Source organism: Streptomyces sp. NPDC042371, assembly GCF_056437465.1.
This window is the reverse complement of the sequence record NZ_JBWKAP010000004.1, coordinates 697,285-709,144: the sequence shown is the minus strand read 5'-3', so window position 1 is coordinate 709,144 and position 11,860 is coordinate 697,285. Positions and strand designations below refer to the sequence as shown.

13 protein-coding genes and 1 pseudogene are annotated in these 11,860 nt (G+C 71.5%); 4 read left to right on the top strand and 10 right to left on the bottom strand.

All coding sequences use genetic code 11. From position 1 onward, the window contains the following. The 6 genes and pseudogenes from AC068B_RS16015 to AC068B_RS15990 all read right to left on the bottom strand — a co-directional run. Positions 1-191 (bottom strand): annotated as a pseudogene (locus AC068B_RS16015) (hypothetical protein); the annotation flags it as partial. Between the two features lie 515 nt (positions 192-706). Then, positions 707-1,405 (bottom strand): TIGR03086 family metal-binding protein, encoded by a 699-nt coding sequence (locus AC068B_RS16010; RefSeq protein ID WP_478672054.1) that lies wholly within the window; start codon positions 1,403-1,405, stop codon positions 707-709. Continuing rightward, positions 1,402-1,851 carry a hypothetical protein gene (locus tag AC068B_RS16005; RefSeq protein WP_478672053.1) on the bottom strand — a complete coding sequence of 150 codons (450 nt, stop codon included), beginning with the start codon at positions 1,849-1,851 and terminating at the stop codon, positions 1,402-1,404. The genes AC068B_RS16010 and AC068B_RS16005 overlap by 4 nt, the downstream gene beginning before the upstream one ends. Before the next feature lie 87 nt (positions 1,852-1,938). Beyond that, a complete protein-coding gene (locus AC068B_RS16000) occupies positions 1,939-2,583 on the bottom strand; it encodes a TetR/AcrR family transcriptional regulator (protein WP_478672052.1) in 645 nt (214 codons plus the stop codon). Beyond that, positions 2,580-3,335: an aminoacyl-tRNA hydrolase gene (locus AC068B_RS15995; RefSeq protein WP_478672050.1), complete on the bottom strand. Its 756-nt coding sequence runs from the start codon at positions 3,333-3,335 to the stop codon at positions 2,580-2,582. Before AC068B_RS15995 ends, AC068B_RS16000 begins: the two co-directional genes overlap by 4 nt. Positions 3,336-3,433: 98 nt before the next feature. After that, the gene (locus tag AC068B_RS15990) at positions 3,434-3,661 is read right to left on the bottom strand and encodes a hypothetical protein (protein ID WP_478672049.1); all 228 of its coding nucleotides are present in this window, start codon (positions 3,659-3,661) and stop codon (positions 3,434-3,436) included. Positions 3,662-3,868: 207 nt separating this feature from the next. On the opposite strand from AC068B_RS15990, the gene AC068B_RS15985 reads away from it, so the two are divergent. Beyond that, entirely contained in the window at positions 3,869-5,332 is a 1,464-nt protein-coding gene (locus AC068B_RS15985; protein WP_478672047.1) for an FG-GAP-like repeat-containing protein, read from the top strand. A 129-nt stretch (positions 5,333-5,461) separates the two neighbouring features. Further along, on the top strand, positions 5,462-6,040 hold the full coding sequence (locus AC068B_RS15980) for a dihydrofolate reductase family protein (protein ID WP_478672046.1): 579 nt from the start codon (positions 5,462-5,464) through the stop codon (positions 6,038-6,040). A gap of 47 nt (positions 6,041-6,087) precedes the next feature. Here the strand turns inward: AC068B_RS15980 and AC068B_RS15975 are convergent, their stop codons facing one another. From AC068B_RS15975 to AC068B_RS15965, 3 genes are all read right to left on the bottom strand, one after another. After that, positions 6,088-6,633 carry a DUF4383 domain-containing protein gene (locus AC068B_RS15975; protein ID WP_478672045.1) on the bottom strand — a complete coding sequence of 182 codons (546 nt, stop codon included), beginning with the start codon at positions 6,631-6,633 and terminating at the stop codon, positions 6,088-6,090. A 136-nt stretch (positions 6,634-6,769) separates the two neighbouring features. Next, positions 6,770-7,690, bottom strand: coding sequence for an AfsA-related hotdog domain-containing protein (locus AC068B_RS15970; protein WP_478672043.1), 921 nt, complete (start codon positions 7,688-7,690; stop codon positions 6,770-6,772). Positions 7,691-7,701: 11 nt separating this feature from the next. Further along, entirely contained in the window at positions 7,702-7,830 is a 129-nt protein-coding gene (locus tag AC068B_RS15965; RefSeq protein ID WP_478672042.1) for a hypothetical protein, read from the bottom strand. A gap of 363 nt (positions 7,831-8,193) precedes the next feature. Between AC068B_RS15965 and AC068B_RS15960 the strand changes: the two genes are divergently transcribed. Together AC068B_RS15960 and AC068B_RS15955 are read left to right on the top strand one after the other, a co-directional pair. Continuing rightward, the gene (locus AC068B_RS15960) at positions 8,194-9,549 is read left to right on the top strand and encodes a TolB family protein (protein WP_478672041.1); all 1,356 of its coding nucleotides are present in this window, start codon (positions 8,194-8,196) and stop codon (positions 9,547-9,549) included. Between the two features lie 90 nt (positions 9,550-9,639). After that, entirely contained in the window at positions 9,640-10,698 is a 1,059-nt protein-coding gene (locus AC068B_RS15955; protein ID WP_478672039.1) for a DUF8094 domain-containing protein, read from the top strand. On the opposite strand, the gene AC068B_RS15950 is transcribed toward AC068B_RS15955, so the two are convergent. Beyond that, positions 10,664-11,854, bottom strand: coding sequence for an RNA polymerase sigma factor (locus tag AC068B_RS15950; RefSeq protein WP_478672101.1), 1,191 nt, complete (start codon positions 11,852-11,854; stop codon positions 10,664-10,666). The two genes, AC068B_RS15955 and AC068B_RS15950, sit on opposite strands and share 35 nt — an antisense overlap. Between the last annotated feature and the right edge of the window lie 6 nt (positions 11,855-11,860).

The window sequence follows — 11,860 nt, the reverse complement described above, 5'->3', positions numbered from 1 at the left end:
AGCATCTCCATGGTGCGCATCTTGGCGCGGATCAGGTCGGTGTTGCCGGCCGCCGCGACGTTCAGGTCCAGGTCCTTGCCGCCGCCCAGCGTGCCGAGCGCCATGCCGCTCGTGTAGTCGACGACGGCGGCTCCGAGCGCTCCTTCGGCCTCGGTCAGCAGGGTTTTGAGGGACACTTCCACACTGGTCACAGGTCCTCCTCCAAGGGATGTGAAGGCTGGTTGTCCGGCCCTGACGGGGACCCTAGGAGCCACGCCGCCACCCGAGGCGACTTGAGGCGAAAACAGCCGCAGTTGCCCCCTTCGGATCGGTTGCATGCGCTTGCCTGCCGTACTGGAGCTGCTTGCTTGACCCCCACTTGTCGGTCGCCGACCGCGCGCGGATGCGGGCGACCGTGCTCGGGAACCTGCCGGGCGACAGCATCCGGTACCGCTCCACGAGCGCGTCCCTGTCCAGCACGCGCACAAGAGCGGCGGCGATGGCCCAGTGCGCGACGGCGTCCCCGCAGCCGGGGGCACCCCTTGGCCCGCTTCAGCGCCGCCGGGCTGTGCGTGTCGGAGTGGATACGCTCATGCGCACTCGGCAGGCATCGGCGGCAACGACGATGTTGACGTCAGCCGCTCTCGCCTCCCCATTCCGGAGACCGCAGCCCGGCCATCATCGCAACCTCAAGCGCAAGGTCTCTGGGCCTCCGCCCAGGCCCCCATCACAGCGACCACGGCGGCGGGAACGGATACCTCGCCGCCCCTTGCTGACCTTTTGCTGGCCCGAGCCCGCACATGACGCCGCCGAACTGCACAGGGGGCCAGTCGGGGCGCCGGCCGAGAAGGGTCAAGGTCTCCGTCAGGGGTGTCGCCTGCGCGGGCATCGGCCGGGCCGGGGCGAAGAAGGCTCCGGGCCCGCGCGTCCGCTCGTCGGTCGGCACCCGGCGTGCCACTTGCAGCGCCGACTCCCAGACGCTGTAAGGGAGTTGGACCTCCAGCGCGAGGCAGCGGGAGAGGTCCCAGGCATGCACCGCGAGGTCGAGGAAGTGGAACGACACGGCCACCCGACCGGGAAGCGCGCGGTCCAGTTCAGGCAGCACGAACTCCCGCTCGCCGCCGCCCGCTTCGGCGAACGGCGCGACGAGCGCGGCCACGGACTCCCCGTAGGCACGCGCCGGATCGTCGGCGATGTCCGGCACCCGCCAGTGCGCGGGCAGCTCGCCCTCGCCCCGTGCGGCCGCCGCGAAGCCGTGGTTCTGCGCCGTCATGTGGCCGACGAGATCGAGCAGGGTCCAGTCGGCGCAGGGGGTCGGCCGGTCCCAGGTCTCGTTGCCCTGGCCGACGGCGGCGTCGGCGGCGGCGCGTACGAGACGTAACGTCTCCAGCGCGGCGACACGGTCCAGCTCCACGAAGTTCGTCACGCGTCCTCCAGGCGAACGAGGCCCTGCGGCCAGGGGGTCGTACCGGTGAGTAGGGCGCGGGCCCGGTCCCACACGGTGTCAGGATCGAAGCCTTCGGCCTCCCAGGCGGCGGCCCGCATCGTGCCGCGCCCCCGGTGGGCCCGGACGACCGCGATGTGGTCGGGGCGGCCCACGAACTCCTTGAGCGCGACCTCGTCGCGCCACACGCTCACCGAGCCCGAGCGTCTGCCCGCCACCTCGACCCACAGCCACATGCCGAGCGCGCCCGGGGTCCGGGGCCAGGTGCGGCGAAGGCGTAGGCCCGCGAGAGCGATCGCGCCCGCCTGCGGATGGCTCGTCGCGGTGAAGTCGGTGACGCTCACGACGACGGGGCACAGGGTCAGCGGTACGGGGCCGGAGCGCCAGCGGGTGCGCAGCAGCCGGGAGGTCACTGGTCGAGTGGTCATGAGGACGAGCATAAAACTAAACGACCGGTCGTGCTATTACTTTCTGCGGCGCGGGCGAGTGCGGGCGAAGATGAACGGCCGCACAAATCAGGGAATTTGGGGCACCAATGCAGAATCCGCTGCCGTCGCACGCAGCCTGGCGGTGATGCCCGTCCGCGCCCGGTCGTACGGCAGGGTCTCCGAGGTCAGGAGCGAGTGCGCGTTGGCCGTCTCCATCAGCGCCACCAGCTCGAAGGCCAGCTGCGCCGTATCGGTGTCGCCGCGGAGTTCACCGCCTGCCCGCGCGTCCACCGCGCACCCCTCCACGCACGCCATCCACGTCGCCAGCGACTGCACGAGCGCGTCGTGCACCGGGCCCTGCCGGGCGTCGAACTCGGCCATCGCCGCGAAGAAGAAGCAGCCCCCGGGGAACACCCGGCGCTGCGAATAGCCGAGCCAGCTCTCGCAGAGGCGCGCGAGCCGGGTCACTCCGGCGGGGATGCCGTCCAACGGCTCAAGCACCTCGTCGGAGAAGATCCTCTCCGCGGCCCGGACCGTGGCCAGTTGCAGCTCCTCCTTGGAGCCGAACAGCGCGAACACCCCGCTCTTGCTCAGCCCGAGCTCGGTCGCGAGCCGTCCCACCGACAGGGCTTCGAGTCCCTCGACGGAGGCGATGTCGACGGTCCAGCGCAGCACGAGGCGGCGGGTGCGGTTGCCCCGCTCGACCCGTCCGTCCGCCTTGGCGGAACTCATCGCCGGAGCGCCGGGTGGTCGGCCACGACGGTGCAGGAGCCCGGCGCGATCTCCGTGAAGCCCGCGTCGCGCACCACCGGAAGCCCGCTCGCGGTCAGCTCGCGCCAGTGCGCGGCGTCCGCGGTGCGCACGGCCAGCGGGAAGCCCGCCTCGCGCCACTCGGTGCGCTGCTCGTCGGTCAGCTCCCACCAGGCGAGCTGGGCGCCGTGCCCGGCCTGCGCCATCGCCTTACCTGCCGACATGTCGACATCGGGGCTCATCCAGAGCACCGGCCGCGAGCGGTCGGCCTCGACGGGCGGTTCCGGGTCGTCCAGGTCCGTGCCCGACACCTGCAGCTTGGCCAGCTCCTTGGGCCAGCCGTCCAGCGGCACCGGCGGGAAGACCCGCACCTCGGCCGACTTCCCGGTGACCGTGATCCCCGGCAGCGCGGCCGCCTTGCGCCACTCGGCGCCGCGCGCCCTGCGCACCACCTTGCGGATGCGGGCGTCCTGCCAGTCGCGCATGGCCTGCGCCCACTCGCCCTCGCCTTCCCCCTCGCCCAGGGACCGCTCGTCGCCGAGCATCACCAGAACCGCGCGGGCCGCGGTCTCCAGTGCGTCGGTACGGGCCGGGGGCGCCGTCTTCTCCAGGTGCACCACGAGTGGCAGCACGAACTGCGGGGCCTCGTCCCTCGAGACGTTCTCGTGCCGGAACGGGCTGTCGGGCTTGTGCTCGGGGTCGCCCACCTGGGCGCTGGTGTCATTGCTGCTCACCCGCCCCAGTCTGCCAGCACGGCGGGCGCGTCCGGGAGGCTGCCGGTTCCGGGACGCACCCGCCGCGCGGACACGCGGGCCTTCGCCGCCCGCTCCGATCACGTCGAGAGCCGCGGCATCCCGCTTGCCCCCGGGTCAGCAGACGCCCCGGCTTCCGCGACCACGGCAACGGCGTGCGGGGCCGCGACCGCTTCGGCTGCGGGCACGGCGACAGGGGCGGCGAGCGCGGCGGCGATGGCGAGGACGGCGATGGCACGCAGGGTCCACTTCAGCACGGTGAGGCTCCAGTCTCGGCGGGCGATGACGTACGCCCAGATCGTCGCCACCCGCCAGGAGTCCGGGCATCGTCCGCAGGTCGTGCCCGTATCCGCCCCGCGGGGGAGGCCCGGCCGAGGGCCCCCTCCTGACGACCGAGACCCATCCCGACCTCGTACAACAACCTCTCCCGTCCCGTACAACCCTCCAGCCCCACCAGAGGTCATCTCTGAGTTCGCATCTGAGTTCGTACGCACATCCGTCCTGGAGGAGCACCCATGCCCCGGCCCCGTCACCCCCACAAGCGTTCCCGGCGTTCCGCGGCCCTGGGCGCCACCGTCGTCGCGACGGTTCTGGCCGGTGGTCTGCTCATCGCCCTGCCCGGCAGCGCGAGTGCCGCCGGGTCAGGCCTCGCCGACGACTTCAACGGTGACGGCTACCGCGACCTGGCGACCAGCGCCCCGGGTGCCGTCGCGGGCGGGAAGGCCAAGGCGGGTGCCGTGGTCGTCAACTACGGCTCGTCCAGCGGCATCAGCGCCTCGCGGCACAAGACCACCTCGCAGAGCTCCTCCGGCGTGCCGGGCGCATCGGAGACCTCCGACCACTTCGGCACCGAACTCGCGCACGGCGACCTCAACCACGACGGCTACGGCGACCTCGTCGTCGGCACACCGCTGGAGAACGTCGCCGACGACGTCGACGGCGGTTCGGTCACGATCCTCTGGGGCAGCTCGTCCGGCCTGTCGGGCGGCACGACGATCAGCGACCCGAACGCGTCCGGGCACGACCGGTTCGGCCAGTCCCTCGCGGTCGGCGACTTCACCGGCGACGGCAGGGCCGATCTGGCGGTCGGTTCCACCGGCAAGGACGTATGGATCTTCAAGGGCGGCTTCACCAGGTCCGGCGGCGCGGCAGGGAAGCTGCGCCTCGACACACGCATCGGGTCGGGCGCGGCCCCCAACGGAGCGGTCCAGCTGGCCGCCGGGGACTTCGACAACGACGGGAAGGACGACGTGGTGGTGGGGTCCGCCACGGGCAACTTCGTCTACCGGGGCGCCTCGACCGGGCCCACGCTGCAGACCGCCGTGGGCACGGGGTTCGCGGGCGCGCTCACCGTGGCCGACTTCGACCGTGACGGGCACGACGACCTGGTCGTGGGCAGCGACTTCGTCTCCGTCACGGATGCGACGGCCAAGGGCGGCTACGCCACCGTGTTCTACGGCGGCGCGGCGGGCGTCGACACCGCGCGCAACGCCGTCTTCAGCCAGGCCACCGAGGGTGTGCCGGGAGAGGACGAGTCCGACGACTTGTTCGGCGGCGCGCTGGCCGCGGGCGACGTCGACGGTGACGGCTATCCGGACCTCGCCGTCGCTGCGAACTTCGAGACCATCGGCGCCGCGGCCCACGCGGGCAACGTCTGGGTGCTGCGGGGCGGCGCCTCCGGCCTGACGGCCACCGGCGCCCGGTCCTTCAACCAGGGCACGCCGGGCGTCCCGGGAGCCAACGAGTCGTCGGACCTGTTCGGCGACGCCGTCCACCTCGCCGACCACAACAAGGACGGCCGCGCCGACCTGTCGGTGGGCGCGGCCGGTGAGAACAGCGACGACGGCGCGATCTGGTCCCTGCGCGGCTCCCGTGACGGCATCACGGCCACCGGCGCGGTGAGCTTCGGCGCGTCGTCCGTCGGCATCGGGGACCCGGGCAAGGACCCGATGTTCGGGGACGCCATGTCCGGCTCCTGAGCCGGTCGGCTCGTGGGGACGTGGAGACATGGGCCCGTGCGGACGGCCTTCGGCGGCGATGAGTTTCACCGCGTCCGCCGGTCTCCATCTCCGACACACGCCTCACCGCGATCGAGGAGAGTGAGCACCATGACGGCCACCTACACGTTCGACGTCTTTTCCAGCCTCGACGGCTTCGGCGCCGCCGACGGCAACTGGACCGGCTACTGGGGCAAGCAGGGGCCCGAGCTCCTCGACCACCGCCTCGCCCTGTACAGCGAGGACCAGCGAATGGTCCTCGGAGCCAACACGTATCGGGCCTTCGCGCGGATGCTGGCCTCGAGCACCCAGGAGTCCGACGTACGCGACCCGTGGGTCACCCGGATGCGGAACCTGCCCGCCACGGTCGTGTCGAACACGTTGGAAGGCCCCCTCGACTGGCCTGACGCGCACGTGGCGGGCGGCGACGCCGTGGACGTGGTCGCTCAGCTCAAGAAGGCGTCCGAGGTCCCGTTGCGCTCGCACGGCAGCCTGTCGATGAACCGGGCGCTGATGGCCGCGGGTCTGGTCGACCGGGTCCAGGTGACGCTCTTCCCCGTGATCACCGGGCGGACCGGGCTCGACCCGGTCTTCCAGGGCGCGGCCGACTTCGACCTGGAGCTGATCGAGCACAGGACGCTCGACGGTCACATCCAAGAGCTCGTCTACCGGCCCACTGTGCACCTCTGAGCACGGCGGCCGCGGGCCCGGTGCGCCGCACCGCGGCGACGAGCTCCTCATCGACCCGATGCCGACTCGGTGTTCCGCTCACGGGCCGTCAGTTCGGACTGTCCGGCGACGCGCCGCGCGTCCTCGCGGGCAGCCTGCTCAGGATGGCGGCGGCGCCAGAACGGATTGTCGTGGGACAGCTTGCTGGACACCCGCCCGTACATGCCGAACGTCAGGATCATCAGGCCGACCACGAAGCTGAACACCACGTTGGGCATCCCGAAGTCCAGGAAGTTCGCCGGACGGTCCAGGGTGAAGAGGTGGTAGAAGCCGCTGAGCAGGAAGAGCGTCCCCACGGTCATGTTCAGGCCGGAGGCGAAGGTCCCGCCCACGATTCCGCCGACCACGAGTGCCGTCCCCACGGTCAGCGAGATGATGCTCAGGGCCGTGTTGGTGTCGAGACCGGCCACGTTCCCGTTCGTGCCGAACGGTTTCAGCGCGTCGGCAAGGCCCAGGCAACCGAAGACGAGCAGGACCACGCCGCAGAACGCGGCGCCGTAGCGGTAGACGCCTGCGAGATGGTGGTCCAGAGGCAGTTCATCCTGCAATTTCATGCCGGTCTCCTTACGTCGACCGCCCAGTCGGTGGTGGCCCGGGGGTCCGGTCACTCGGCCGGCACCACGGGTTCGGGCCGAGGTCATCCGTCACGATCTCTTCCGGTGGACGAGGCTGCGTGGATGCACCGTCAGGTCACGGCGTCAGGAACGTGACCCCGCCCGTGGCCGCGACGCGGCCGTCGGCCATGACGACGAACCGGCAGCCGCCCGGTTCGGCCTCGACTTCGACCAGGGCCCCGCTCGCCGGCACCGGCTCCCGCACGTCGGCACGGAGTCCGGCCACCGCCGCGGGCGTCATCCCGCAGCTCAGCAGGGCCGCCTGCCGCCCCGCCTCCAGGACGGCCGCCGCGGGCAGCCCTGCCGGACGGCCCGCGAGCAGGACCGGGTGACCCGGATCGCGCGGAACGATCAGCACCCGCCCCTGAGGTGCCCGCGCGAGGAGCACGTCGGGGTCGGCAGCCGCGCCCACCGCGGCCGGTGGCGGATGCAGCAGCGCCGACCGCGGAACGTCCTGCCGACGGGACGCCCCGGGATCCGGCGGCCGGGCGCAACGAACGGCGCACGTGGCGAACGGCGTCCCCCGGTGCTGGTACTCGGCAGTGAGGCGGAAGGCGGTGAGCACACCGGCGTGCACCGCCTGGTCGCTCACACCGACCCGGACGGCCACGTCAGTGGCGTCGCCGCGCTCCGTCGGCTGCGCCCGTGGATGCACTCCCAGGGCCACGGACACCGGCTCCAGCGGTACCCGCACTCCGGGCAAGTGGTGGCGTTGCAGCGCCACGGCCAGCTGGCGCGTGGACTCCACCATGATCAGCGGGTGGTGCCGGACCACGTTCAGCCGCTCGTTCAAGGGGTGGAAGCGCGGCCACTGACATCGGGCGACGAAGCTCTGGCTGCCCCGGCGCCGCAGGGACACCACGAGCAGCGACGCCATCGTCCCCAGCCCGAGTGTGCGCCACGTCAGCTCCGGATCCGCGGACCGGTCCGCGACATCGTGCGGGCCGCCGGGCGCGTCGAGGCTGCCGGGCGGGTCGTACGTGGCACTGCCGCGCATCTGCGCACGCCTCACTTCTTCGGCTTGAGGACCGAGTCGATGATGTACACCGTGGCGTTGGACGTCTTCACGTTGCCGTACCCGATGTCGACGGAGTCGTTCACCTTGAACTTCGCGCCCGATCCGGCGGTGGTGAGCATGCCGCCCTCCTAGGAGGCGCCTCCCGGCACCTCTCAAGAGTGGCGTTTCATGCCCTCCACACGGTGACTTCCGGAGTAAGCCGTGTCGCAGATGCACATATTTGTCAGCATTCAGAATGAGGAACGGGAAAAGCCCACGCGCGGCTGCCGATCGCAGACGGCACCAATGGTTGCCCCCTCGCCACGAGTACGGCACAAAAGCACAGCCGGAGCGCGCTTCCCCACTGATGCAACCGACGCATCCGCGCCGTGGACGGCACGCGACGCATTGACCCCCGGGGTGCCACGGTGTTGTCTCCCTTCCCCGGCACTCCCCCTCTCCGGCACTCCCAGCTCCTCGAGCCCGCACAGCAGGAGGAACCGATGACCGTTCGACGGCGCACGACAGCCGCCGCCTGCACCGCGCTCGCCGCACTCTGCGCCGCCACCGGCCTGTCACCCACAGGAGCCTCGGCCACCGACTCCACCACCGCCTCCGCACCCCGCACCGACCGCGTGAGCGTCGGCGTGGGCGGCGCCCAGAGCAACGCCGCGTCCACCAACCCCTCCATCAGCGCCGACGGCCGCTACGTCGCGTTCGTCTCGGAGTCGCGCAACCTGGTCGAGAACGACACCAACGGCACGCCCGACGCCTTCGTCCGGGACATGCGTACCGGAAAGACGGAGCGCGTCAGCGTCAAGAGCAACGGGAAGGCGAGCCACGGCGTCGTACGGGAGGTCTCTCTCAGCCCCGACGGGCGGTACGTGGTCTTCACCTCCACCGCCGACGACCTCGTGAGCGGCGACCCCAACGATCTCGACGACGTCTTCCTGCACGACCGCCGCACCGGCAGGACACAGCGCATCAGCCCCACGGGCGCGTCCTACGACGGGCTGCGCGGCCGCCTGACGTACGGCCCGGTGGTCAGCGGGGACGGCCGCCACGTCGCGTACGCCTCGGGCGCGGAGGATCTCGTGGCGGGGGACGCCAACAAGCGGGACGACGTCTTTCTGTACGACCGGAAGACGAAGAAGACGGAGCTGGCGCAGCTCACGAACGCGGGCGGACACGGCGAAGGGGACGCGTTCGAACCGGCGTTCGCGGGCGGCTCCGGCGGCCGGTACCTCGCCTTCACCTCCAACACCGCCGACCTGGCGGGCGTGGAGGACCATGCGTCCGCGACGGACGTCTTCCTGCGCGACCGCGAGAAGGGCACCACGGAGCTCATCAGCACCCCGCACGGCTACAACCGCAAGACCCCGTCCTGGGGAGCGGCCCTCAGCGGCAACGCCCGCTTCGTGGCGTTCACTTCGGCCTCCAGGGTGCTCCGCCCCGAGGGGCCGGTCCCGACCGGTGCGCACAACGTCTTCCTCTACGACCGCGAGACGCAGCGCATGCGGCTGGTCAGCGCCGCCCAGGACGGCACCCCTGCCGACGCGGACAGCGACGACGTCTCGCTGAGCGGGGACGGGCGGTACGCGGCGTTCACCTCCGCCGCCTCCAACCTCACCCCCGACGGTGACGACAGCAGCGCCGACGTCTTCGTGCGCGACATGGTGACCGGCGAGGTACGTCTCGTCAGCGTCGAGAGCGAGCCGGTGTCCGAGGACACCAGGCCGGGGCGGCAGACCGGGGTCACCGACGACGGCGGCGCGGTGGTGTTCGACTCCCCGGCCGGAAACCTCGTCCCCGGCGACACCAACAGCGCGGCCGACGTCTTCCTGCGCCTACTGCGCTGACCCCACCCTGACCAGAACCCGTTGCAAGGCGAAAGCTAACGTGGCGTTCCGCCACGCACGTCGGCTTCCGCTGCGATCAACGGGGAATTCATGCTCACGCACCGCACGAACCGCACCGCACTTCTCATGGCCGCGGGCACGGCCGCGCTCGCGCTCACCGCCAGTGCCTGCTCGTCCGACGGGGACGGCGGCAAGTCCGGGGACGACAACGGGAAGACGGCCGCCGACCGTGCGCCCAAGGGCGTCGTCACCGAGGCCGGGGCGAAGGAAATCGTCGACAACTACGTGAAGGTCAACAACCGGGCCAACGCGAAGCGCGACAGCCACATCCTGTCCGCCGTCGAGGGCGGCGGGCTCTTCGAGGCGAGCGCGAACGGCTACAAGCAGGACGAGCTGAAGTCCGCGAAGGACAGGGCGGAGAGCCGCAAGCCCTTCGATTATGTGAATCGCGAATACGTGATCCCGTCCGCGAAGAGCGGCGTGACCTGGTTCGCGCTGCGCACCGACACCAAGGACCACAGCGGCACTTCGGACCGGACCAGCCGCGCCACCGTCGTCTTCGACAAGGTCGACGGCGACTGGAAGGCCGTCTGGAGCGGCTGGACCACCAAGAAGGACCCCAAGACGCCCGCGCTGTCCAAGGACTCCGACGGCTTCGCGATCCCGGTCACCGACACCGGCAAGAAGCAGGGCATCCTCGCCCCTGACCAGATGGACGACGCACTGGTCGCGCTCTACTCGACCGACGAGAAGCTGGGCAACAAGGTCGGCGCGAGCGAGACCGCGAAGTGGATGACCCAGTTCCCGCTGGAGCAGAACAAGATGCTCAACCCCGGCGGCAAGTCGGAGTTCGAGGCGGGCAAGACAGACCACAAAAAGGTCTACGCGCTGCGGACGGAGAAGGGCGGCACGCTGACCTTCTTCAACGCCGACGTGCAGGAGTACATGCACACGACCGATCCGGCCGCGCTCATCACCCCGTCCCCGCAGATCGCCTTCCTGGTCGGGAGCAAGAAGGGCGAGATGGTGTTCCTCGTGGACTACCTGCACCAGGGGTCGGCGTACATCCCGGCCAAGGGCACGGTCTCCATGGTCACGGACAGCTGGGACATGATCAAGGCCGAGGGTCCGCGCCGCGGCCTCCGCTGACCTCCGAAGGGCCCTGCTCCCGGCGCGCGTTGAGCCGGGCGGCCTGGCGCGTCAGATGGGCGCGCTCCGCGAGGTTCGTGGCCTTCTGGGCCGCGTCCGCGTAGAGCTGCGCCGCCAGCGTCAGGTCGCCGTCGCGCTCGTGGAGGTAGGCGGCCACTGCGGTGTGGCGGGGCAAGGAGTCGTCCAGCGCCGCCAGTGCCGCGAGGCCCGCGCGGGGGCCGTCCGCCTCGCCGACCGCGACCGCGCGGTTCAGGCGGACGACCGGGCTGTCGGTCAGGCCCGCGAGCTCGTCGTACCACTCGACGATCTGCACCCAGTCGGTCTCCTCCGCGGTGGGCGCGTCGGCGTGCAGTGCCGCGATGGCGGCCTGGGCCTGGAACTCGCCGAGCCGGTCGCGGGAGAGTGCCGTTTGCAGGATCCCGATGCCCTCGGCGATCGCCCCGGTGTCCCACCGGCTCCGGTCCTGCTCGGCGAGCGGCACCAGGCTCCCGTCGGGCGCGGTCCGCGCGGCGCGCCTGGCGTGGTGGAGCAGCATCAGGGCGAGCAGCCCCGCCACCTCCGGGTGGTCGATCGCGCCCGCGAGCTGCCGGGCGAGCCGGATGGCCTCGGCGGCGAGGTCGACGTCGCCGGAGTAACCCTCGTTGAAGACCAGATACAGGACGCGCAGCACGGTGGCGACGTCGCCCGGCCGGTCGAACCGCACGCCGGACACGGTGCGCTTGGCCCGGCTGATGCGCTGCGCCATGGTCGCCTCGGGCACCAGGTAGGCCTGGGCGATCTGGCGGGTGGTGAGCCCGCCGACGGCGCGCAGCGTGAGCGCGACGGCGGACGACGGCGTCAGCGACGGGTGGGCGCAGAGGAAGTAGAGCTGGAGGGTGTCGTCCGTGGCGGGTGCGGGGCCCGGCGCGGGTTCCTCGTCGACCAGGTCCTCGCGCCTGCGGCGGGACGCCTCCGCCCGGCTCGCGTCGAGGAACCGGCGCCAGGCCACGGTGACCAGCCAGCCCTTCGGATCCCGTGGCATGTCGCCCGGCCAGACACGGACCGCCTCGATCAGCGCGTCCTGCACGGCGTCCTCGGCCGCCGCGAAGTCGGCTCCGCGGCGGACGAGGATTCCGAGCACGCTCGGGGTGAGGCTTCGGAGCAGGGCCTCGTTCACTTCCGG

What these genes read in the sequence shown, in the direction of transcription:
- AC068B_RS16005 (WP_478672053.1), bottom strand. Translation starts at nt 1,851, where the DNA reads ATGACCACTCGACCAGTGACCTCCCGGCTGCTGCGCACCCGCTGGCGC.
- AC068B_RS16000 (WP_478672052.1), bottom strand. Translation starts at nt 2,583, where the DNA reads ATGAGTTCCGCCAAGGCGGACGGACGGGTCGAGCGGGGCAACCGCACC.
- AC068B_RS15985 (WP_478672047.1), top strand. Translation starts at nt 3,869, where the DNA reads ATGCCCCGGCCCCGTCACCCCCACAAGCGTTCCCGGCGTTCCGCGGCC.
- AC068B_RS15980 (WP_478672046.1), top strand. Translation starts at nt 5,462, where the DNA reads ATGACGGCCACCTACACGTTCGACGTCTTTTCCAGCCTCGACGGCTTC.
- AC068B_RS15975 (WP_478672045.1), bottom strand. Translation starts at nt 6,633, where the DNA reads ATGAAATTGCAGGATGAACTGCCTCTGGACCACCATCTCGCAGGCGTC.
- AC068B_RS15970 (WP_478672043.1), bottom strand. Translation starts at nt 7,690, where the DNA reads ATGCGCGGCAGTGCCACGTACGACCCGCCCGGCAGCCTCGACGCGCCC.
- AC068B_RS15965 (WP_478672042.1), bottom strand. Translation starts at nt 7,830, where the DNA reads ATGCTCACCACCGCCGGATCGGGCGCGAAGTTCAAGGTGAACGACTCC.
- AC068B_RS15960 (WP_478672041.1), top strand. Translation starts at nt 8,194, where the DNA reads ATGACCGTTCGACGGCGCACGACAGCCGCCGCCTGCACCGCGCTCGCC.
- AC068B_RS15955 (WP_478672039.1), top strand. Translation starts at nt 9,640, where the DNA reads ATGCTCACGCACCGCACGAACCGCACCGCACTTCTCATGGCCGCGGGC.